Annotated in this window: 21 protein-coding genes; 17 read left to right on the forward strand and 4 right to left on the reverse strand. The window is 39.3% G+C overall.

The window, feature by feature from the left end; genetic code table 11:
* Positions 1–56: 56 nt before the first annotated feature.
* Positions 57–899, reverse strand: coding sequence for a hypothetical protein (locus tag AC106S_RS14080; RefSeq protein ID WP_482439961.1), 843 nt, complete (start codon positions 897–899; stop codon positions 57–59).
* Between the two features lie 328 nt (positions 900–1,227).
* On the opposite strand from AC106S_RS14080, the gene AC106S_RS14085 reads away from it, so the two are divergent.
* The 5 genes from AC106S_RS14085 (at position 1,228) to AC106S_RS14105 (ending at position 5,332) form a co-directional block, all read left to right on the forward strand.
* Positions 1,228–1,431: a hypothetical protein gene (locus AC106S_RS14085; RefSeq protein WP_482439962.1), complete on the forward strand. Its 204-nt coding sequence runs from the start codon at positions 1,228–1,230 to the stop codon at positions 1,429–1,431.
* Between the two features lie 64 nt (positions 1,432–1,495).
* Entirely contained in the window at positions 1,496–3,142 is a 1,647-nt protein-coding gene (locus AC106S_RS14090; RefSeq protein ID WP_482439963.1) for a tetratricopeptide repeat-containing sensor histidine kinase, read from the forward strand.
* 13 nt (positions 3,143–3,155) lie between these two features.
* Positions 3,156–3,821 carry a response regulator gene (locus AC106S_RS14095; RefSeq protein ID WP_482439964.1) on the forward strand — a complete coding sequence of 222 codons (666 nt, stop codon included), beginning with the start codon at positions 3,156–3,158 and terminating at the stop codon, positions 3,819–3,821.
* 118 nt (positions 3,822–3,939) lie between these two features.
* A complete protein-coding gene (locus tag AC106S_RS14100; protein ID WP_482439965.1) occupies positions 3,940–5,007 on the forward strand; it encodes a type I restriction endonuclease in 1,068 nt (355 codons plus the stop codon).
* Positions 5,008–5,044: 37 nt separating this feature from the next.
* Positions 5,045–5,332 (forward strand): hypothetical protein, encoded by a 288-nt coding sequence (locus AC106S_RS14105; RefSeq protein ID WP_482439966.1) that lies wholly within the window; start codon positions 5,045–5,047, stop codon positions 5,330–5,332.
* A gap of 79 nt (positions 5,333–5,411) precedes the next feature.
* Here AC106S_RS14105 and AC106S_RS14110 read toward each other — a convergent pair whose 3' ends face one another.
* The 3 genes from AC106S_RS14110 to AC106S_RS14120 all read right to left on the reverse strand — a co-directional run bounded on the left by AC106S_RS14110 (position 5,412) and on the right by AC106S_RS14120 (position 7,309).
* The gene (locus AC106S_RS14110) at positions 5,412–5,861 is read right to left on the reverse strand and encodes a GNAT family N-acetyltransferase (protein WP_482439968.1); all 450 of its coding nucleotides are present in this window, start codon (positions 5,859–5,861) and stop codon (positions 5,412–5,414) included.
* Positions 5,854–6,477, reverse strand: a complete 624-nt coding sequence (gene yihA / locus AC106S_RS14115; protein WP_482439969.1) for a ribosome biogenesis GTP-binding protein YihA/YsxC — start codon at positions 6,475–6,477, stop codon at positions 5,854–5,856. The genes AC106S_RS14110 and yihA overlap by 8 nt, the downstream gene beginning before the upstream one ends.
* A 70-nt stretch (positions 6,478–6,547) precedes the next feature.
* On the reverse strand, positions 6,548–7,309 hold the full coding sequence (locus AC106S_RS14120; protein WP_482439971.1) for an alpha/beta fold hydrolase: 762 nt from the start codon (positions 7,307–7,309) through the stop codon (positions 6,548–6,550).
* Positions 7,310–7,581: 272 nt separating this feature from the next.
* Between AC106S_RS14120 and mraZ the strand changes: the two genes are divergently transcribed.
* The 12 genes from mraZ (at position 7,582) to ftsA (ending at position 22,002) form a co-directional block, all read left to right on the forward strand.
* Positions 7,582–8,040, forward strand: a complete 459-nt coding sequence (gene mraZ, locus AC106S_RS14125; protein ID WP_153396635.1) for a division/cell wall cluster transcriptional repressor MraZ — start codon at positions 7,582–7,584, stop codon at positions 8,038–8,040.
* Between the two features lie 41 nt (positions 8,041–8,081).
* A complete protein-coding gene (gene rsmH, locus AC106S_RS14130) occupies positions 8,082–8,975 on the forward strand; it encodes a 16S rRNA (cytosine(1402)-N(4))-methyltransferase RsmH (protein ID WP_482439972.1) in 894 nt (297 codons plus the stop codon).
* A gap of 99 nt (positions 8,976–9,074) precedes the next feature.
* Positions 9,075–9,440 carry an FtsL-like putative cell division protein gene (locus AC106S_RS14135; RefSeq protein WP_482439974.1) on the forward strand — a complete coding sequence of 122 codons (366 nt, stop codon included), beginning with the start codon at positions 9,075–9,077 and terminating at the stop codon, positions 9,438–9,440.
* Complete coding sequence (locus AC106S_RS14140; RefSeq protein ID WP_482439975.1) at positions 9,424–11,415, forward strand: penicillin-binding transpeptidase domain-containing protein; 1,992 nt, start codon at positions 9,424–9,426, stop codon at positions 11,413–11,415. Before AC106S_RS14135 ends, AC106S_RS14140 begins: the two co-directional genes overlap by 17 nt.
* 64 nt (positions 11,416–11,479) lie before the next feature.
* On the forward strand, positions 11,480–12,940 hold the full coding sequence (locus tag AC106S_RS14145; protein ID WP_482439977.1) for a UDP-N-acetylmuramoyl-L-alanyl-D-glutamate--2,6-diaminopimelate ligase: 1,461 nt from the start codon (positions 11,480–11,482) through the stop codon (positions 12,938–12,940).
* A gap of 33 nt (positions 12,941–12,973) precedes the next feature.
* Positions 12,974–14,215 carry a phospho-N-acetylmuramoyl-pentapeptide-transferase gene (gene mraY, locus AC106S_RS14150; protein ID WP_482439978.1) on the forward strand — a complete coding sequence of 414 codons (1,242 nt, stop codon included), beginning with the start codon at positions 12,974–12,976 and terminating at the stop codon, positions 14,213–14,215.
* An 85-nt stretch (positions 14,216–14,300) separates the two neighbouring features.
* The gene (murD, locus tag AC106S_RS14155) at positions 14,301–15,638 is read left to right on the forward strand and encodes a UDP-N-acetylmuramoyl-L-alanine--D-glutamate ligase (protein WP_482439980.1); all 1,338 of its coding nucleotides are present in this window, start codon (positions 14,301–14,303) and stop codon (positions 15,636–15,638) included.
* 22 nt (positions 15,639–15,660) lie between these two features.
* On the forward strand, positions 15,661–16,899 hold the full coding sequence (locus tag AC106S_RS14160; RefSeq protein ID WP_482440610.1) for an FtsW/RodA/SpoVE family cell cycle protein: 1,239 nt from the start codon (positions 15,661–15,663) through the stop codon (positions 16,897–16,899).
* A gap of 106 nt (positions 16,900–17,005) precedes the next feature.
* Complete coding sequence (murG, locus tag AC106S_RS14165) at positions 17,006–18,103, forward strand: undecaprenyldiphospho-muramoylpentapeptide beta-N-acetylglucosaminyltransferase (RefSeq protein ID WP_482439982.1); 1,098 nt, start codon at positions 17,006–17,008, stop codon at positions 18,101–18,103.
* 60 nt (positions 18,104–18,163) lie between these two features.
* Entirely contained in the window at positions 18,164–19,522 is a 1,359-nt protein-coding gene (gene murC / locus AC106S_RS14170) for a UDP-N-acetylmuramate--L-alanine ligase (RefSeq protein ID WP_482439983.1), read from the forward strand.
* A gap of 54 nt (positions 19,523–19,576) precedes the next feature.
* Complete coding sequence (locus AC106S_RS14175) at positions 19,577–20,536, forward strand: cell division protein FtsQ/DivIB (protein ID WP_482439984.1); 960 nt, start codon at positions 19,577–19,579, stop codon at positions 20,534–20,536.
* 86 nt (positions 20,537–20,622) lie between these two features.
* Entirely contained in the window at positions 20,623–22,002 is a 1,380-nt protein-coding gene (gene ftsA, locus AC106S_RS14180; RefSeq protein ID WP_482439985.1) for a cell division protein FtsA, read from the forward strand.
* Positions 22,003–22,022: the final 20 nt, after the last annotated feature.

The raw sequence follows: 22,022 nt of genomic DNA on the forward strand, positions 1-22,022 counted from the left end.
GAGAGATAAAAGAATAATTTGTCTCTCTTTTTTTATTCTTCTCCCAACAGGGTATCTTATTGTTTGCCTGCATATTTGAAGATAATCCACGGCGTAGATTTTCTCAGTTCTTTGCCATTATCAGGATCTACACCATCCATTGTAAAAAACTCTACATTTCCGTTAAATTTAGAATACCAGGTAACGCCCAGGGCATTATCAACAGTCAGCGTATCTTTTCTTGTGATCTTTTTAAAATGTTTCAGAGCAACAAAATCTATGGGTCTGAGATCAAGCCGGGGATTTCTGTCCTCACAATCTGCCGGCTTATATTCATTTTTATCCCAATACATACATTTTCTTTCATCGGCAGGTTCTGCAGCCATTAAAAACCCTAATGGCTGAATACCTATGCTGTTGTCTTTACCATTTTTACTTCCCTGTCCTTTACTCGTCATTAAAGCCGCTAAAACCAAAACAATTCCTGCAATACCCAATCCGTTTTGTTTCACGAATTCGGGCATTGCAAGAATAGGCTTATTAATTATTGTTATTACAATTTTTGAGATTGCTTGTTGAATTGTATATTCCAATGTCTTCCATTCAGAACAATAGTCTTTAAAAGTGTCATATCCCAAATATCTGCTTAAGTTATCCAAAATTGGTCTTTTAATATTATAATCTTCACCATTTTCAACAATAGCTTTATAATAATTTTCAAAAGACTTATAACTGAGCGGTTCATATTCATCTTTTAGAATCCGTTCAAGGTGCAGAATAATTCCACTGAAAGATGTCTCTGTGGCTTCATTTGAAGCTTTTTCATAAACATCTTCTAATAGCTTTTTCCTTTCAGATAAAAATTTTGACATACTCAAGGTTATTATTTCGAAAATTATAAAATCTGTAATAAAAAACATTACGGTTTTCCGCACTTCTCACTGAAAAAACTTTCCTAAAACTTTCCTAAAACTTTCTAACCCTTGCCTCATTTTCATCTGCATCTTTGCATCAGAGATCAGTGAAATACAAAACATTACAAAAACAAAAATACAAAACTGATTTCAAAACTACCAGATAAAACGGAGGTAAAACTCCGGGTTGGGAAGCAGATGTTTTCTCCTCCGTTTTTGAAGGTTCACTTCCCAAAAATTTAGAAGCGCTTCAATTTTTTTAAACGTGTAGCTCTACCTGTGATCGGTTTCGCGGGCAACTGCAGAAGTACCCAATTTTTAAATTTTTAAGAAGATGATACAGTTCATTCTAATGCTATTAGGTTTAGCATTCTCAAATAATAATGCCCATACAGTAAATCATAACAACGGACAAAGCCCGGTAACCGTACAAAACGACCCGGGAAGCGGACTCGGGGAAGATCCGGGAGACGGAGGTCCGGTTGGAGGAAATTCAGGACAAACTCCTCCAGCTCCGACCCCAACTCCAAAGCCATAAGCTAATAAAAAAAGGACAGGTTGTATAAATCTGTCCTTTTCTTTATTTTGCATAAAAAACTAAAATGAAAATTTCTTTATTTATTATAATATTATTGTTCTTTTTTTCTTGCAAAAAACAATATTACATAAACAATGACCACAATATTGATTTTTATTTTAATAAAGCTTCAATATGTAGAGATTCGAATTCACCTGATTCTGCATTCTATTACTATAACCTAGCCAAAAATGATTATCTTAAAATAAATGATTCAGTAAATACTGCAAGGTCACTTGTTAATATGGCAATTATTCAGGTGCAAAAAGGAGATTTTTATGGAGGAATTGAGACTTCATTAGAAGCAAATAAGTTCCTAAAACAAGAAAAAGATAGTCTTTCCAGAAAGACATTAGCTGCAAATTATAATAATATAGCTATTGCCTCCCACTTTTTAAAAAACTATACAGATGCACTTCAATATCAATTCAAGGCTTTAAAGTATGCTAATGATAGTACAAATAAACATATGTATTATAACAATATCGGAGATGTACTTATATCTTTAAAAGATTTTAAATCAGCTAAAAAATACTTACAAAAAGTAATACATATAAAAGATAGTAATCTATATTCTAAAGTGTTAAATAATCTGGCAAAAGCTAAATATCTTGATGACAAAAACTACGACCCTTTACCCGAACTCAATAAAGCACTAAAAATAAGACAGTTAATAAAAGATGACTGGGGTCAGAATTCAAGCTTCGAAACTTTATCTGAATACTTTTTGGATAAAAATAAAAACCAATCACTTTTTTTTGCAAAAAAAATGCTTGAAGCTGCAACTCACAACAAAAGTCCTGATGACCAAATAACTGCATTGCAAAAAATTATCACATTAGACCCTGAAAATTATTTAATCAATTTCCAAAAATTCGTCCTGATAAATGACAGTGTTCAAACAGCAAGAAATAAAGCAAAAAAACAATTTGCCGTTTTTCGTTATGATCTGGAAGCGAAAAGAGCAGAAAATGAAATACTAAAAGCCGGTAATTTAAAAAAGAATTTTGGTTTATTTACATTATCTGTTCTCCTAGTTGGTGGAGGATTATGGTACAGAAGAAGAAAAATAAGGCTTCAGAAGGAAAAAGAGCTTGAAGTAAAAAACACACAGCTTAAAATGTCCAAAAAAGTGCATGACGTAGTAGCCAACGGTATTTATCAGGTGATGACCAAGATAGAAAACCAGGAAAGCTTCGATAAAGAAAAGGCCCTTGACGAACTTGAATTTGTTTACGAAAAATCAAGAGATATTTCCTACGATAAACCGGATCAGACTGGCAGCCCAAAAGATTGTAAAGAAAAAATATCCAAGCTTATCGCTTCATTCAAAAATGATGATACGGAAACGTATACCGGAGGTAATGAAGATGAAATATGGACCCATGTTTCCCAGACCGGTTTTGAAGAAATTTACCAGGTTATCCGCGAGCTGCTCGTTAATATGAAAAAACACAGCCAGGCATCCCGTGTCGTTTTTAAATTTGAAAGAACTGAAAACCAGGTCCGGATACAGTATACAGACAACGGAATAGGAATTCCGGGAGATCTTATCCAGAAGAATGGGCTCACCAATACGGTTTCCCGTATGGCAGCAATAAAAGGAGCTATTATTTTTGACACCAAAACCGAAAAAGGACTGAAGATCAGTATTTCATTTCCTGTTTCTTAAAAAAAGTAATAAAATGTTCGAAAAAATTTTAATAGCCGAAGACCACGAAAGCAGCAGCATCTCTGTACAGAAAACATTAGAAGACCTTCATATTACTAATGCAGATTATGTGTATTATTGCGATGATGCACTCGCTAAAGTTCAGAAATCCATAAGGGAAAATGATCTGTACGACCTGCTGATCACCGATCTTTCCTTTGAAGAAGATCATCACGAGCAAAACATAAAAAACGGCACCGAACTTATCGTAAAAGTCCGGGAACTGCACCCCTCCATCAAAATAATTGTTTTTTCCGCAGAACATAAATCAGGAATTATAGATTCTCTGTTTACCCGGTACCACATCAACGGTTATGTACGGAAAGCAAGAAATGATTCCAAAGAATTAAAAAAATCAATTGCTTCCGTTTTTATCAATGAAAACTATTTATCATTCGATCTGAAACAGGAAGTTAAAAAACTGAACAGTTACGAATTCACGGCCTATGACATCAACATAGTTTCCCACCTTGCCAAAGGTATTCTGCAAAAAAACATCCCCGATCACTTTAAAGCAAAAGGCATTACCCCCAACAGCCTGAGCAGTGTAGAAAAAAAACTGAACAGCCTAAAAGAAGACCTGCAGGTAACCAGCAACGAACAGCTTGTTGCTTTCTGTAAAGATCTGGGAATTATATAAATACTTCAAAAATTCACAATACAGCCTTTCATTGTTGAGAGGCTTTTTTGTTTTTACGGAATCCCGTAAGGATAAAGCTTCAAAGGGTGATACTTTTGATGCAAATAAAAACGACATAATGGATCTTAAAATTAAACTTGAACAGTTACAACAAAAAGTATCCGGATTAAAGGATCAGATTTCAACTGAAGAAGCTACTAAAAATGCTTTTGTAATGCCTTTTATACAGATTTTAGGCTATGATATCTTCAATCCCACAGAAGTAATTCCCGAACATGTTTGTGACATAGGAACCAAGAAAGGAGAAAAAGTGGATTATGTAATTAAAAACAATGATGACCCTGTTCTTATCATCGAATGCAAACACTGGAAAGAGAATGTGGATGCTCATAATTCCCAACTCCACAGATACTTTCACGTTTCCAAAACAAGATTTGGCGTTCTCACCAACGGAATTATTTATAATTTTTATACCGATCTGGAAAAGCCTAACATTATGGACGAAAAACCTTTTTTCAGCATTGATATCGAAGATCTGAAAGACAGCTCCGTAAAAATACTGGAAAACTTCACCAAAAAGGATTACAACCTGGAAAACATTCTCGATTCCGCAGAAGCCTTAAAATATATTAAAGCTATACGAAAAGAATTTGAAAAAGAAATAGAAACTCCATCCGATGAAATTGTAAAACTTCTTGTAAGCAGATTCTTTGGAAAATCTATTACCGCCAACAGAATGGTTTCGTTTAAAGAATATACCAAAAAAGCCCTGACAACCTCAATCAATGAATCGATCAGCTTCAGACTCAAGTCCGCATTAAGCATTAATGAACAAATTGAACAACAGGAAGATCAGGTAAAAAATTCCCAGCCTATTGATGAAAACAATGATTCTAAAATTGTTACAACAGAAGAAGAACTGGAAGGATTTCAAATTATAAAAGCTATCATGAGAGAAAAAATTCCTGCAGACCGCATAGCATACAGGGATACCTTATCCTATTTTGGTATTCTGCTGGATGACAATAACAGAAAACCGATTTGCAGACTTCACTTCAATACTCCGAATAAATATATAGAAACATTCCACAACGGTAAAGATGCCGGAGAAAAAGTACTGTTGAATAATCTTGATGACCTATATATTTTCAGAGATAAACTCCACAAAACATTAGAAAACTATTAATCATCTAAAAACAATTTTTACTAAAAAACATTCTACTATGAAAAAACTACTCTTCACCACCCTTTTAAGCTTAGGATTATTACTTCCAGCCAGTTTCACCGCAACACCGCAAAAGACCAGATCTGAACAGACCAACAAAAAGCCAAAGAAAAAAGCTTCAAAAAGCAAGAAAAGCAGCAGCAGGAGCTCTGGGTTCTATTCATCAGGCAGAGGGTGTACCTATAACGGAAACCAGTTGTATGTAGGCAAAAGAGGCGGGTGCTATTATTACGCAGGGAACAGCAAACAGTATGTAGACCGGTCGTATTGCTCAGGGTGTAATTAAACTGCTTCCGGCTTCCATTCTAAAAAAACTAAAAACACTCACCATATATTAAAAAAGCGAAGATCTCTCTTCGCTTTTATTATTTTCTGATCATTTCCGTATGCGGAATATCATCTTCCAGATATTTTTTCCCGGTATCTTCAAATCCGAACCCGGAGTAGAACCTCAGTAAATAGTCCTGTGCAGAAATTCTCACTTCTGTTGTATGAAAACGGTTTTCTATCGTCTCCACAGCATATTGAATCAGCTGCTTTCCTAAACGCTTTCCTCTCGCCTTTTCCGTTGTAAGAACCCGGCCGATAGAGGCTTCATCATACTTGATTCCTTTATCGAAAACACGGCAGTAAGCCAGAATTTCCCCATTCTCCTCAGCCCAGATATGAACCGCTTTCTGATCATAGTTGTCCAGATCAGGATAAGGGCAGTTCTGTTCTATGACGAATACATCAATACGGGCTTTCAGTACAGCATACAGCTCCGGTACGGTAAATTCATCAAAGGTTTTGATCTTCCAGACGGTACTATTCATCAAAGCTTACATTATTAAGCGTTAAAAAATCATTGGTTTTTTCAATGAAATCCAGGATTTCTTCACAGCCTTCTTTCTTTTCTGCAGAGGTTACATAGAGTTCCGGAAGATCCTCCCAGGTCTTATGAAGTTCAGCCTTATAAGTCTCTACATTGGTAACCACAGCACCAGGCTTTATTTTATCCGATTTGGTGAACACAATGGAAAATGGAACTCCACTCTCCCCGCACCATTGGATAAATTCAAGATCAATTTTCTGAGGATTATGTCTTATATCTACCAGCACAAAAAGATTCACCAGATTTCTCCTGTTCAAAATATAATTGGTAATCAGTTTTTCAAAATCCTTTCTTATGGATTTGGACACTTTGGCATAGCCATATCCCGGTAAATCCGTAAGATACCAGTTCTCATTTACCAAAAAATGATTGATCAGCTGTGTTTTTCCCGGAGTCTGTGAAGTTTTGGCCAGATCCTTATGATTCATCATCGCATTGATCAGGGACGACTTTCCTACATTAGACCTTCCGATAAAAGCGTATTCCGGAAGTGTAGGATCAGGACAGTCTTGCCATTTTCCGCTGCTTTTTACAAAATTTGCTGTTTTAATAACCATTTCTCAAATATTTTTAGAAAAATAAACCATTAAGAAAAGTTCTTAATGGCCATTTATATGTTGTATGTATTTACACTTTATCTTTTAACCAGCTGTACAGAATCTCATTGAATTCATCCGGTTTCTCCATCATGGCAGCATGCCCGCAACGGTCGATCCAGAAGAGATCAGAATTCGGGATAAATTTATGCATATCCTCTGCTACCTCCGGCGGGGTTACATTATCCTGTTTTCCCCAGATCAGGCAGGTCGGGGTTTTGATCTTCGGAAGATCATTCAGCATATTGTGTTTGATGGCACTTCTCGCGAGCATCACCGTTTTGATTCCTTTCATCCTGTCATTCACTACAGAAAACACCTCATCTACAAGATCCTCTGTGGCAATTGCCGGGTCATAAAAAACCTCTTCCGTTTTCTTTCTGATATAGGAACGGTCATTCTTTCGGGGAAAACTGTCTCCGAAAGTTCTCTCATACAGCCCCGAGCTTCCGGTAAGAACAAGATTCTTAACCAGATCCGGTCTTGCCAGAGTTAAAATAAGACCTACATGGCCCCCCATTGAGTTTCCTACAATTGTAACAGGTCCTGAAATATGACTCTCAATAAACCTGATAATATATTTTGCAAGCGTAGTAAGATTCGTATTGAGTACCGGCAGATCATAGATCGGCAACTGAGGCACATACACTTTGAAACCTCTTTGCGAAAAAAAATCTACCATTTTATCGAAATTACTCAATCCACCCATTAAACCGTGCAACAGCACCAATGGATGTCCTTCTCCCGCCTCTACAAAAGTATATTTCTTTTCTTTTTTTGTACTAAATATCATATAATGCCTTAATAAAGCCTTGCAAAAATACAAATTAAACCTCAAAAATATTTTGATTACCCTAATTTAAAATAAAAATAATATAATCTCTCTCTTTTTCTTCTTTTTTTTCAAAACCTCTTTAATATGGCCTGAATAAGACTTTTCACAATCCTCCGGATACCAACCACTTACCCCTTAAAATTTAAATCTTTAATAAAACTTATTAACATTAAGTCAAAAAGTGGGAAAAAGTGGGAAATTTTGGAAACTTTTATATAAATTTGTCCCAAATGAAAAATTTCATTGGAACATATGAGTGTAAAATTGACGACAAAGGCCGCTTAAAAGTTCCTTCATCTTTAATCAAACAGATGGAAAACTTCGACGATAAGGCGTTTGTAGTCAAGAGATCTGTGTTCCAACCCTGCCTGGAAGTTTACCCCATGAATGCCTGGGACAAACTGATGGGCAAAATAAATAAATTAAACAGATTCATTAAAAAGAATGCTGATTTCATACGAATGTTTACGGCAGGCGTAAAAACAGTTGAGCTGGATAATGCAGGAAGACTTCAGATCTCCAAAGACCTGGTCACCTTTGCAAACCTTCAGAAAGACACTGTCATTACCAGCGCAGGAGAGCTTTTCGAAATTTGGGATAAAGAAGCCTATGAAAAGGTGATTGCTACCAACGAAGCCGACTTTGCCAGCCTTGCTGAAGATGTGATGGGCTCTTTCGATGAAGAATAGGAACCACGCAGTTGTAGCGTGATAAAAAACACAAGTTAAGCATGTACCATAACCCCGTTTTATTAAAGCAGAGTGTTGATGATTTGGTGACGAATCCGGACGGAATATACGTGGACTGCACTTTTGGAGGCGGAGGCCACTCCAGGGAAATCCTGAGCAGGCTTTCGGACAAAGGAAGACTGTTCAGTTTTGATCAGGATCTTGATGCCCTTAAAAACGCAATTGATGATCCCAGATTTACACTGGTAAACCAGAATTTCAGATTTCTGGAAAACTCCCTGCTGATGTACGGAGTTTCTCAGGTAGACGGAATCCTGGCAGACTTAGGCGTTTCATCCCATCAGTTTGATGAAGCGGAAAGAGGATTTTCAACAAGAAGCGATGCTCCTCTGGACATGAGAATGAACGTAATGCAGAATCTTGATGCCAAACGCGTAATTAACGAATATGGAGAAGAGGAACTGGCTGATATTTTCTACCACTACGGAGAACTGAGAGAAGCCAGAAAGCTGGCAAGAGAAATCGTTCACCACAGAAAAACAAAGAACATCAATACCACGGAAGAACTGAAGAAATTATTCAGCTACATTCCGCCCCATAAAGTTAATAAATTCTACGCCCAGCTTTTTCAGGCGATAAGAATTGAAGTAAACCAGGAACTGGAAGTTTTAAAAGAAATGCTCGTTCAGGCCTACAACATTCTGAAACCGGAAGGAAGACTCGTTGTTATTTCCTACCATTCATTAGAAGACCGCCTGGTAAAAAGATTTTTAAAGAACGGAATGTTTGAAGGAGAACCCGAAAGAGACATCTACGGAAATTATAAAAAAGCTTTTGAGCTGCTGAAGAGTAAAGCGGTTATCCCCGACAGCGGGGAAATCGAAGAAAATTCCAGAGCCAGAAGCGCTAAAATGAGAACAGGAATTAAAGTATAAAAGTGAATGGTGAACAGTCAATAATGAATTTTCACATCAGAAAATTGACTGTTGACAGAAAAGCGAATTCACGGCAAAGCAAATTGACAAACAAATAAATTGGCAAAAAGAACAACAAATCGCCCCCAGAAAAGACTCACTTTTATAGACATTATAAAAGGAAACTTTCTGAACCGTGATGAGATCAAAATACATTACAAGTATTTTCTCCTGTTGTTTGTCCTGATGATGGCGATGATCTATACCAATCACCTCGTCAACAAAAAGATTAAAATCGTCAATGCCTTAAAAGAAGAAACAGAAGAATATAAATCGAGAAACGCTTACGCCCAGAGTAAGCTGATCAAAGTAAAAATGGAATCGGAACTGGGGAAAGAAGTAGCAAAGGACTCTTTAATGACCCTTGAAAACCATCCTCACAAACTGCTAATTAAACTGGACAGTACAGATGCAAAAACAAAATGAATACGACAACAAACGTAAAAAAACGTTAAGGTGGGGCTATCTCTTCGCAGTGGCAGCTCTGTGCGTATTCGTAATGTTCCTTACAAGAATTGTAATCCTGCAAAACACTAACGTTCAGGAAATTAAAGACGATTACATTAATAAAAACTATCGCGAGGCAACCCTGAAAGCTGCCCGCGGAAACCTGTTCGCCTCAGACGGTTCTATTCTGGCCACTACCGTAATGCGTTACGACATCTATCTTGATTTCAAAACCATGAAAGATAGCGTCTACACCAACAATATCGGAGCACTTACAGATTCCCTGAGCAAAATGTTCGGAAAATCCAGAGGAGAATTCAGACAGAAATTCGACGAGCAGAAAAAGAAAAAAAACCAGTACTATACCCTGGTAAAAGGTCTTGATTTTGATCAGTATGACAGAATCCGCAACTTCCCGATCTTTAAAAGAGGAAAAAACAAAGGAGGATTTATTGTTGACAGAAACTACAAAAGAGAACTGGCCACTTCCGAAATCGGAGCCGGAACCATAGGAATGGATAACGGTGAATACAAATCCGGACTGGAAGGCGCATTCTCAAAATACCTGACCGGAACCGACGGAAAAAGACTGGAACAGAGAATCAACTCTTCCCAATGGAAACCAATCGACTACTGGAAAGTAAAAGAACCTGTTGACGGAGAAGACGTATACACCACCTTAGACCTTAGAATTCAGGACATTGCCCACTCCGCATTGGAAAAACAGCTCATCAATTACGAAGCAAAGCACGGAACCGTGATCGTTATGGAAGTGGAAACCGGAAAAGTACGCGCACTGGTTAATTTAAAAAGAACAGAATCCGGTGAGTATGAAGATTCTTACAACTACGCCTTAAAAGATAATATCGAACCCGGCTCTACCTTTAAAACCATCTCCCTGCTGGCCGCAATGGATGACGGTTTTATAGATGAAAACACAACCGTAAACGTCGGAAACGGTGTATGGACCTATGCCAAACAGAGGATTTCAGACGGCCACGGCGGAGGAACTTACGATATAAGCGATGTACTCGCCAAATCCAGTAACGTGGGAACCGCCAAACTGATCACAAAATACTACGCGGAAAAACCACAGATATTCCTGGATCATCTGAAACGCTGGAAATTATTCGATAAAATGGATATCGAACTGCCGGGAATCACAAAACCCAAAATACTGACCCCGCAGCATAAAAGATGGAACGCAGCTACATTAGCCTCCATTTCTTTCGGATATTCATCAAACATCAATCTATTACAGTTAGCAACTTTCTACAACGGGGTTGCTAATGGTGGTAAAATGGTAAAACCCCTTTTCATCGATAAGATCATGAAAGACGGAAAAGTGATGTACAGCGCCAAACCGGAAGTAATGGTCAGCAAAATGGCCTCCGAAAAAGCCATCAAAATGATGACCAGCGCCCTCACCAAAGCCGTAGAAAAAGGAACCGGACGAAGCATCTTCACCCCGAACCTGAAAATGGCAGGAAAAACAGGAACCGCAAGATTTGAATACTGGCTCCCTGGCCCTATGAAGTACCGTGCATCATTTGCCGGCTTCTACCCAGCCGACAGCCCGAAATACACCTGCTACGTAATGATAAGCGAACCTAATACCGCAAAAGGATTTTATGGAGGAGCCGTTTCAGCACCGGTATTTAAGGAAATTGCAGGAAAAACATTCCTGAAAACACCGCAGAATATTGAAAAAGAAATGCTGGTAGACAAAAAAGTAGACCTGAGCAAAATGGTTGAACCCAATGTCAAAATAGCAGTCAATGATAAACAGATGCCCAATGTAGTAGGACTTATCGGTAAAAATGTAATTCCGCAACTTGAAAATTTAGGCTACCGCGTTGACTTCAAAGGCGTTGGGAGAATCAGGGAACAGTTCCCACAGGAAGGCACCACGATCAGCAAAAACCAGAGAATTTATTTATCTCTGCAGAATTAATTGGAAAACAGAGTCCCGAAGGGACGATTTAACAGAGAATAGGATGAAATCCTATTAATAAAAAATGATAATAACAGAATTAGTAAACAGAATCCCGGTAACAGCAATTCATGGCGACAGCAGCCGTGAAGTTACCGAATTGGTGTTCGACAGCAGAAAATCCACAGAAAATTCCCTTTACATTGCAGTAAAAGGAACCGTTTCTGATGGCCATTCTTTCATTTCATCTGCGATTGAGAAGGGAGCCACAGCAGTGGTCTGCGAAGAACTGCCGGAAGTATTGGCTGAAAATGTAACATACATACAGGTAAAAGATTCATCCAAAGCTTTAGGACATCTGGCTTCTAATTTCTATGGAAATCCTTCCAGAAAACTAAAACTGGTAGGCGTTACCGGAACCAACGGAAAAACCTCTGTTTCTACCCTGCTTTTTGATGTATTCAAAAACCTGGGCTATGATTCCGCCTTACTGTCAACCGTTGAGATAAGAATAGGAGAAGAAGTCATTCCGGCTACTCATACCACTCCGGATGTAATCACCATCAATAAAATTCTGGCCGAAGCAGTAGAAAAAGGATGCGAATTTGCCTTCATGGAAGTAAGCTCACACGGAATTGCACAGAACAGAATCGAAGGGCTCCACTTCAAAGTGGCAGGATTTACCAATCTTACCCACGATCATCTCGATTATCATAAAACCTTCGACGAATACCTTAAAACTAAAAAAAGATTTTTCGACGAACTGGAAGATACAGCCGTTGCAGTTACCAATATTGATGATAAAAACGGAAACGTGATGCTTCAGAATACCAAAGCCGGGAAAAAAACTTACGCTTTGAAAACTATGGCAGACTATCACGGAAAACTGCTTGAAGTAGACTTTAACGGAATGCTGCTGAACTTCAACGGAAAAGAATTCTGGACCACGCTGACAGGAAAATTCAACGTCTACAACCTTCTGCTCGTCTTCGGAATTGCTGAAGAGCTGGGTTTTGAACAGGATGAAATCCTTCAGGCTGTAAGTAAGTTAAAAAGAGTTTCCGGAAGATTCGAAACCTTCAAATCCGATGGCGGAATTTTCTTCATCGTAGATTATGCCCACACACCGGATGCCCTGGAAAACATCCTGGACAGCATCAACGATATAAGAACCAAAAACGAAAGACTCATCACAGTATTCGGGTGCGGAGGAGACAGAGATCACTCAAAAAGACCTGAAATGGGAAATATTGCCACAAAAAAATCTACACTGGCCATCATCACTTCAGACAACCCGAGAACAGAAGATCCGGCACAGATCATCAAAGAAATTGAAGCAGGTGTTGAACCTCAGAACTTCAGCAAATACACTTCAATCCCGGACAGAAAAGAAGCCATAAAAATGGCCATAAAATTTGCAGAACCCCGGGATATTGTCCTCGTAGCCGGAAAAGGCCACGAAATCTATCAGGAAATCAATGGTGTAAAACATCATTTTGACGACAAAGAAACGATTAATGAACTTTGGAAATTAATGAGTAAATAAATTTAAAACCATCATTAATTAAAACTTGACAACATGCTATACTATCTATACGAATACTTAACCAGCCTTGGAATCCATATCCCCGGATTAGGAATGTTGAAATACATTTCCTTCCGTGCCGGAATCGCTGTTCTTTTCTCCCTGGTGATTGCCCTCGTTTACGGAAAAAGGGTCATCAACTACCTGAGAACAAAACAAATGGGCGAACTGGTACGCGATCTTGGATTAGACGGACAGAAGCAGAAAGAAGGAACTCCAACTATGGGAGGGCTCATCATTATTCTGGCAACCATCATTCCGGTCCTGTTGTTTACAAGGATCACCAACGTCTATATCGTCCTTTTGCTGGTTTCTATGCTCTGGATGGGAGCAATCGGTTTTCTGGATGATTATCTGAAGAAAATCAAAAAAAATAAAGACGGCCTGAGCGGAAAATTCAAAGTAGTAGGACAGGTTGGACTGGGATTAATTGTCGGAATCACCATGTATTTCCACCCGGACATTACCGTTAAAAGAAAATATGCAGACGCAAAAGTAGTGAACAGAAACAACGTAGAGCAAAACTTCATGCCTACGGAAAAAATCACAGTTTCCACCGTTCCGTTTGCCAAGAATAATGAATTCGATTACAGTGGAATTCTGTTCTGGATGAATGATAAAGATGCCCATGAGTGGGCATGGATTGTCTTTATCCCTATCGTTATTTTCATTGTAACTGCCGTATCCAACGGAGCCAATATTACAGACGGGATAGACGGCCTTGCCGCAGGAACCAGCGTAGTCATACTGCTTACCCTGGCCCTCTTTGCCTACCTGTCAGGGAACATCATCTTTGCAGATTACCTCAATATCATGTTCCTTCCCAATATGGGAGAAACCACCATTTTTGCAGTAGCTATGGTAGGTGCCGTAATCGGATTCTTCTGGTATAATACCTATCCGGCACAGGTTTTCATGGGAGATACAGGAAGCTTAATGCTGGGAGGAGTAATTGCTGTTTTAGCCATTATCCTGAGAAAAGAATTGCTGATTCCTGTTTTATGCGGAATTTTCTTAATTGAAAACCTATCCGTAATGCTTCAGGTAATCGTTTTCAAATACAGAAAGAAAAAATACGGGCTGGAATATGCCCAGAATAACAGACTGTTCAGAATGTCACCATTACACCATCATTATCAGAAAGAAGGGTTCCACGAAAGCAAAATCGTAAACCGAATGATCATCATAGGAGTAATACTGGCTATTATATGTCTGATCACACTGAAAATGAGATAATTTTTGTGAAAAGTAAAAAGTATTAATGTAAAAAACACCTATACATTGTACGTTTTACAATTTACATTTTACAAAAAAATTAAATATGAAAATAGTTGTTTTAGGAGGAGGAGAAAGCGGATGTGGTGCTGCTTATTTGGCTAAAAAACAGGGTCTGGAGGTTTTTCTTTCAGACAAAGGAGCTATTAAGGATCATTACAGACAGTTTCTGACTGAAAATGAAATTGAATTTGAAGAAGGAAAGCACAACGAAGAAAGAATTTTAAATGCAGACTGGATCGTAAAAAGCCCGGGAATTCCCAAAAAAGCAGATATCATCCATAAAATTCACGAGAAAGGAATAAGACTTTCCTCCGAAATAGAATTTGCATCAGAATTCACCAATGCCAAAATCATTGCCATCACAGGAAGCAACGGAAAAACCACCACCACTTCCCTGATCTACTATATCCTGAAAAATGACGGATTGAACGTAGGTCTGGGCGGAAACATAGGATACAGCTTTGCCAGACAGGTTGCCGATGAAAACCACGAATATTATGTACTGGAAGTAAGCTCCTTCCAGCTGGATGATATTCAGAACTTCAGACCTTATATCTCCCTTCTGTTGAACCTCTCCCAGGATCACCTGGATCAGTACAACTACAACTATGAGGAATATGCCCTGGCTAAGTTCAGAATCGCTGAAAACCAGGAAAATGACAATTTCTTCATCTACAACAAAGATGATGAAATGAGTAAAACAATCCTTGAAAAACTGGAAATCAGAGCCAAAATGATCCCTTTTTCAACCAAAGAAAAACTGGCAGAAGGAGGTTTTATCAATGACGGTAAAATTGAGGTTAAAATGAAAGATGAATTCACCATGAAAATTGATGAACTTTCTCTTCTTGGCAACCACAATGTTGCCAACAGCTTAGCCGCATCCATTGCCGGTAAAATACTGGAAATCAACAACGATAGTATCAGAAACTCGCTGATGACTTTCCAGGCAGTAGAACACAGATTGGAATTTGTAACCGAAATTGACGGTGTAAAATATATCAACGACAGCAAGGCAACCAACGTAAACGCCACCTATTATGCTTTGGAAAGCATGAAAACCCCGACCGTATGGATTGTTGGAGGACTGGATAAAGGAAACGATTACTCAGAAATTGAGGATCTGGTAAAAAGAAAAGTTAAAGCCATCGTTTGTCTGGGAATAGACAATCAGAAGATCATAGACTTCTTTAAAGACAAAAAAGAATTCATCTACGATACTTCAGCTATGGAAGAAGCAGTAAGAATATCAAAATCCCTGGCAAAAAACGGAGATACCGTCTTACTTTCCCCATGCTGCGCAAGTTTCGACCTCTTCAAAAGCTATGAAGACAGAGGAAAACAGTTTAAAGAACAGGTATTAAAAGCCAATGGCCATTAACCAAAAGCCAATAGCATTAACTATGGACGAACAGAACACAGAAAGCAGATTTGAATTTCTAAAGGGCGATAAAGTACTTTGGATGGTCATTCTTGTGATCTCCATTTTCTCTATCTTCCCCGTATACTCTGCAAGTTCAAATCTCGAGTACATTGTAAATAACGGGACCACCACCGGTCACGTTATCAAGCATATGTTCTTTGTAGTTCTGGGTCTTGGAATCATGAGACTCGTTGGAACCGTAAAATACGAATACATCGGAAAACTCAGCAGCATCCTGCTGGGGCTGATGATTATTCTATTGATCGTTACCATGTTTACAGGACAAACCATCGACGGAGCCAGTGCTTCAAGATGGCTTAAAATCCCGGGAACCCCTATCTCGTTCCAGCCGTCCTCATTCGCATTTTTAATGCTGATTATCTATCTGTGCAGATATTTAACGAAGAAAATAACAAGAGAAAGACTTCCGATAGAAAATATCATGTACATCTTCGGGCCAATTCTCCTGGTATTTGTACTCGTAGCCAAAGATAACGGTTCAACCGCGTTGATGATCCTCATGGTTTCCGTAGTGGTTCTCATCATAGGACAGCTTCACTGGAAATACATTGCCGGATTTATTTCCGCATCATTTGTAGCCATTGTTTTCTTCCTTCTGATTGCCCTGAATACCAATATGATCGGAGGAAACCGTGTCCATACCTGGATGAGCCGTATAGAAACATTTACCTCTAGCAAAGCCAAAACAGCTGACGTAGACGACGAAAGCGTAAAAGCCAAAAACTATCAGGTAATGCAGGCTAAAGCAGCCATCGTTCACGGAGGAATTACCGGAATGGGACCTGGAAAAAGTGCATTAAAGCAAATGCTTCCCCAGTCTGCCTCCGACTTTATCTTCGCCGTTATCGTAGAAGAATACGGATTGATAGGAGCCGCCTTTCTGATCAGCCTCTATCTGATCATGATGATCAGGATTGTCATGATAGCCAGTAAAATGCCCGCCTTTTTCGGCTCGCTGCTGGTGCTCAGTCTCGGGGTAATGATCTTCATACAGCTCTCAGTAAACATCGCAGTAGCTGTTAACCTGATTCCCGTCACCGGACAGCCGCTGCCACTCATCAGCTACGGAGGAACCTCAATGCTGGTAACCTACCTCCAGTTGGGAATCATTTTAAACATAAGCTCACGAATACAGATCTACGACGAAGAAGGAATGGGCAAAAAACAAAGCATAGCAGAAATTAACGACATCGCATAACCAAAAGAGTCCCGAAGGGACGATTGAACAAAGAATAGGATAAAATCCTATTAAATCATATTGAATATTAAATTAAAATAAAAAAACCGGCCACAACCCCATTAAAATGAACAAAAAATTAAAAGTAGTATTATCCGGCGGCGGAACAGGAGGACACATCTTCCCGGCCATCGCCATTGCAGATGAAATCAGAAAAAGATTTCCTGATACGGAATTTTTGTTCATCGGAGCCAACGGGAAAATGGAAATGGAAAAAGTTCCACAGGCCGGCTATAAAATTGAAGGAATAGACATTGCGGGAATAGACAGAGGAAATCTTTTATCCAATCTCGGACTGCCTTTCAAAATTCTGAAAAGTCTCTCCAGATCCAAAAAGATCATTAAAACCTTTGCCCCTGATTTTGCCGTAGGAACAGGTGGTTTCGCAAGCGGCCCTGCCCTTTATGAAGCAAGTAAAATGGGAATTCCCATCTTTATTCAGGAACAGAATGCCCATGCAGGAGTTACCAATAAGATCCTCAGCAAAAAAGCGAAAGCCGTATTTACAGCCTATCCGAAAGTTGAAGGCTTCCCCGCAGAAAAAATAGAATTCCTGGGTAACCCCATCCGTGAAAATATCGTTACCGGAATGACGGATACCGCTCTTGCCAAAGAAAAAATGGGACTAAGCAAAGATAAACTCACCATTCTTTCCGTAGGCGGATCTTTAGGCTCCAGAACATTGAATAATGCCTGGAAATCACATTTGAATGACATTATAAACAAAGATTACCAGCTGATCTGGCAGACAGGAAAGCTGGATTATAAAGATATTCTTGAACAAACAAAAGATCTGGATACCCGGAACATACAGATCCGTGAATTTATTAAAGACATGGAACTCGCCTATTCAGCGGCCGATATTATTGTTTCAAGAGCCGGAGCCATTGCCATTTCAGAGCTGGCCGTAGCAAAAAAACCGGTGCTGCTGGTACCTTTTCCGTTTGCAGCGGAAGACCATCAGACCAAAAACGCCATGAATCTGGTTGAAAAAAATGCAGCCAGAATGGTAAAAGACTCTGAAATGCAGGAGAAATTCTGGAACACCTTATCAGAAATCTCCGAAAATGAAAATTTAAGACAGGAAATGTCGCAAAATCTGGAATATTTTGCCAGGCCTGATGCCGCGAAACAGATTGTAGACGAAATAATGAAGAAGTTGTAAAAAGTAGTCATAATACCGTACATCAATACTTTTACAGCAAACATTAATATAAAAAAAGGAATGAACATTTTAGAAACATATCAGAAATTTTACTTCGTCGGAATCGGCGGGATCGGGATGAGTGCCCTGGCGCGTTACTTCAACGCATCAGGCAAAAAAGTATTGGGATATGATAAAACCGATACCAAACTCACCCGGGAACTCGTGAAAGAAGGAATTGATATTGTTTTTGAAGATCTTATTGATGAGAGAATCACCTCACTTCAGAAAGAAGATACCCTGGTAATCTATACTCCCGCCATTAAAACCCTGGGAATTCTGGATTATTTCAGCCAGAATCAGTTTGAAGTTTTAAAACGCGCGAAAGTCCTGGGAATGATCACAGAAAATACAGAATGTATCGCTGTGGCTGGAACACATGGTAAAACCACAACCTCTACCCTGGTTTCCCATTTGTGCAAAGAAGCAGACCTTCCTTTCTCATGCTTTTTAGGAGGAATTTCCGAAAATTTTAAGTCCAATTTTCTCTACAACGGATCCCAGTATTCAGTGGTAGAAGCCGATGAATATGACAGAAGCTTCCTTAACCTTTCACCGGATTGGGCCGTTATCACCTCTACCGATGCAGACCACCTTGATATTTACGGAGATAAAAGCCACATTGAAGAAGGTTTCAGACAGTTTGCAGCCCTGGTTCCGGAAGACAGACAGCTGTTTGTAAGAAAAGGACTGGAAATCGGGAGAAAGCATCAGACCTATGCTGTTAATGAAAAGGCCGATTATTATTCAGATAATCTGCGTATGGATCACGATAAGATCTATTTTGACTTTCATACCCCTGCCGAAACCGTGAAAAATTTCGTCTGGGAAATCCCGGGAATCCACAACGTAGAAAATGCTACGGCAGCATTAGCCATTCTGCACAATTTAGGAGCAGATTTCGAAACATTAAAAAAAGCAATTGCCAACTTTAAAGGCATAAAGAGAAGATATACCAAACACATTTATCCTAACGGGAAAATCTATATCGACGACTATGCTCATCATCCCACAGAAATTAATGCGGTAATGAGCTCCGTGAGAACATTTTATCCGGATAAAAAATTACTGGTAGTATTTCAGCCACACCTGTTCAGCAGAACAAGAGACTTTGCAGACGGATTCGCTGAAAGCCTGAGCAATGGAGACGAACTCATCCTTCTGGACATCTATCCGGCAAGAGAGCTTCAGGAAAATTTCGAAGGAATTACCTCAGACTGGCTCCTGGAAAAAGTGACTTTAGACAAAAAAGAAGTATCCGCATTATCCGATGCATTTGAAAAGATAAAAGAAAAGGATTTTGACATCCTTCTAACCGTGGGCGCAGGAAATATTGACACCCTGTACGATCCCGTCTGTGAGTGGATTTCAAAAATATAAGTTTAACAGAATAAAAAACAAAACCTTGCGGCAATAGCGTTTATAGAACAAAATATGAAAAAAAAATACAGAATACTAAAAATTGCGGTCACTGTGATCATCTTAGGATTACTGCTGAGTTTCTCATTAAAGAGATTCAGTGGTCAGAAGATTACGGACCAAAAAATTTCTGTAAAAATGAATGAAAAAACTCCGGTTTACTTCATTGATGAAAAAGATATCAGAGCTATTGTCAAAAAAGAAAATCCGTCAGGAAAAGTAGGAGATCTGAATATTCCCGCACTGGAAAAGAAGATCAATTCCCTGCCGGCAGTAGACAGTGCCAATGTATATTTAAATCTGAACGGCAAACTTAATCTCGATATCAAACAGCGGGTTCCCGTTTTCAGACTCAACAAAGACGGAAGAGATTTTTATGTGGATCAGAAAGGAACAGAATTCCCCATTTCAAAGACCTATTCCCATCCATGTATGCTGGTAACCGGAAATGTAAAACCAGAAGAATATCAGAAACTGGCAGAACTGGTAGAAAAGATCGACAAAGATGATTTCAGCAAGAAATTCTTTATCGGGATCTCCAAATACAAAGACGATTACAACCTTCTCACCAGCGAAGGAAATTATAAAGTGGAAATAGGCGATCTTGATAATATTGAATTTAAAGTGAAAGGCTTTAAAGCCTTTGTAGAAAAATACCTCGTATATCAGGATCCTCAAAAATACAGCAGAGTCTCCGTAAAATATCAGAACCAGATTGTCACTACCTTAAACCCTTATTTTAAAGAAAATGACAGTATTCTGAAAGCAGGAAATAAAGAGCTTGCAAAGGCCCCTATCCCTACGGCAGCGAAAAAACCGGATGCAGTTCTCAAGCCTGCAGAAAAAAAGAAAACCGGTACTTCAGCCAAACCGAAGGAAAGTATAAAGCCCAAAACAGCAGCTCAGCCCAAAGAAACAAAAAAAACAGACAAAAAACCGGCGCCAAAACCCAAAGCAAAGGTAAAAATAGAATAAAACCTGATCTCAAAGAGATATTTAGCACAAAATTGGATAAGGTTCCGATTGGGAAAAAGTAGAAAAAATCAAATCGATATAAACAAATGGAAAATCAAGAGTATTCAGTAGGTCTGGACATCGGGACAACAAAGATTGTCGCGATTGTCGGAAGGAGGAATGCACACGGGAAAATAGAAGTTCTCGGTGTAGGGAAGGCCAAAAGTCTTGGAGTTCATAAGGGAATTGTGAACAATATCTCACAGACCATTAATTCAATCAAGGCGGCTGTGTCTGAGGCACAGTCCAGCGCAGGAGTTCCCATCCGTAAAGTCACCGTAGGTATCGCAGGAAAACATATCCGTTCCCTGCAGCATTCCGATTATATTATGCGTGAACATCCGGACAAATTCATCACAGATGACGACATCGAAGCACTGAAAGACCAGGTAAAAAAACTGGTGATGCTTCCCGGTGAAGAAATCATCCACGTACTTCCCCAGGAGTATAAAGTAGATTCCGAAGGCGAAATTCAGGAACCCGTAGGGATGCACGGAAAACGTTTAGAAGCAAACTTCCACGTTGTTGTGGGACAAATGGGCAGCATCCGGAACATTGCAAGATGTGTAAGAGAAGCAGGCCTTGAAATGGAAGCCCTTACGCTGGAACCTTTAGCATCCTCGGAAGCCGTACTTACCAAAGAAGAAAAAGAAGCAGGCGTCGCCATCGTAGATATTGGTGGCGGTACCACAGATATAGCTATTTTTAAAGATAATATCATCCGTCATACCTGCGTAATTCCTTACGGAGGGGGGATTATTACAGAAGACATCAAAGAAGGCTGTTCCATTATCGAAAAACATGCAGAACAACTGAAGGTAAAATTCGGTTCAGCAGTTCCCGAACTGGAAAAAGACAGTACTTTTGTTACGATACCGGGACTTCACGGCAGACCGGATAAAGAGATTTCTCTCAAAACACTGGCGCAGATCATCAATGCCAGAGTGGAAGAAATCCTGGAAATGGTCAATACCGAACTGAAAGCCTATGGAGCATTCGAGCAGAAGAAAAAACTGATTGCCGGAATTGTTCTTACCGGAGGCGGCTCAAACCTTAAGCACCTCAGACAGCTGGCCAATTATACAACAGGCTTCGACAGCAGGATAGGTTTTGCGAATGAATATATAGCCAACGACAAGAACCAGTACCTGAAAGGCCCGGAATTTGCTACGTCTATCGGCTTGCTTATGGAAAGTTTGAAGATCAGGGACAAGAAGCAGAATGCTGAAGTTATGGAACCTGTTCAGGAAGAACCCAAAGCAGAAGTTACTGAAACACAGACAGAAACAACACAACCGGTTCAGCAGGCGGCTCCCGTGGAAGAAAAACCTGTTTTAACCGAACAGCAGGAGAGCAAAAGAGCAAAACTGACCTTTGGGCAGTCACTCATGGAAAAAGTAAAAAAATTCTTTGAAGAAGTAGAATAAATATAAATGATAAAAGGTGC

This window comes from Chryseobacterium sp. FR054 (assembly GCF_056844565.1).

Coding starts and splice junctions, on each gene's coding strand:
- mraY (WP_482439978.1), top strand. CDS start 12,974: ATGCTATACTATCTATACGAATACTTAACCAGCCTTGGAATCCATATC.
- murD (WP_482439980.1), top strand. CDS start 14,301: ATGAAAATAGTTGTTTTAGGAGGAGGAGAAAGCGGATGTGGTGCTGCT.
- AC106S_RS14080 (WP_482439961.1), bottom strand. CDS start 899: ATGTTTTTTATTACAGATTTTATAATTTTCGAAATAATAACCTTGAGT.
- mraZ (WP_153396635.1), top strand. CDS start 7,582: ATGAAAAATTTCATTGGAACATATGAGTGTAAAATTGACGACAAAGGC.
- AC106S_RS14145 (WP_482439977.1), top strand. CDS start 11,480: ATGATAATAACAGAATTAGTAAACAGAATCCCGGTAACAGCAATTCAT.
- rsmH (WP_482439972.1), top strand. CDS start 8,082: ATGTACCATAACCCCGTTTTATTAAAGCAGAGTGTTGATGATTTGGTG.
- AC106S_RS14120 (WP_482439971.1), bottom strand. CDS start 7,309: ATGATATTTAGTACAAAAAAAGAAAAGAAATATACTTTTGTAGAGGCG.
- ftsA (WP_482439985.1), top strand. CDS start 20,623: ATGGAAAATCAAGAGTATTCAGTAGGTCTGGACATCGGGACAACAAAG.
- yihA (WP_482439969.1), bottom strand. CDS start 6,477: ATGGTTATTAAAACAGCAAATTTTGTAAAAAGCAGCGGAAAATGGCAA.
- AC106S_RS14105 (WP_482439966.1), top strand. CDS start 5,045: ATGAAAAAACTACTCTTCACCACCCTTTTAAGCTTAGGATTATTACTT.
- murC (WP_482439983.1), top strand. CDS start 18,164: ATGAACATTTTAGAAACATATCAGAAATTTTACTTCGTCGGAATCGGC.
- AC106S_RS14140 (WP_482439975.1), top strand. CDS start 9,424: ATGCAAAAACAAAATGAATACGACAACAAACGTAAAAAAACGTTAAGG.
- AC106S_RS14110 (WP_482439968.1), bottom strand. CDS start 5,861: ATGAATAGTACCGTCTGGAAGATCAAAACCTTTGATGAATTTACCGTA.
- AC106S_RS14100 (WP_482439965.1), top strand. CDS start 3,940: ATGGATCTTAAAATTAAACTTGAACAGTTACAACAAAAAGTATCCGGA.
- AC106S_RS14085 (WP_482439962.1), top strand. CDS start 1,228: ATGATACAGTTCATTCTAATGCTATTAGGTTTAGCATTCTCAAATAAT.
- AC106S_RS14095 (WP_482439964.1), top strand. CDS start 3,156: ATGTTCGAAAAAATTTTAATAGCCGAAGACCACGAAAGCAGCAGCATC.
- AC106S_RS14090 (WP_482439963.1), top strand. CDS start 1,496: ATGAAAATTTCTTTATTTATTATAATATTATTGTTCTTTTTTTCTTGC.
- AC106S_RS14160 (WP_482440610.1), top strand. CDS start 15,661: ATGGACGAACAGAACACAGAAAGCAGATTTGAATTTCTAAAGGGCGAT.
- murG (WP_482439982.1), top strand. CDS start 17,006: ATGAACAAAAAATTAAAAGTAGTATTATCCGGCGGCGGAACAGGAGGA.
- AC106S_RS14175 (WP_482439984.1), top strand. CDS start 19,577: ATGAAAAAAAAATACAGAATACTAAAAATTGCGGTCACTGTGATCATC.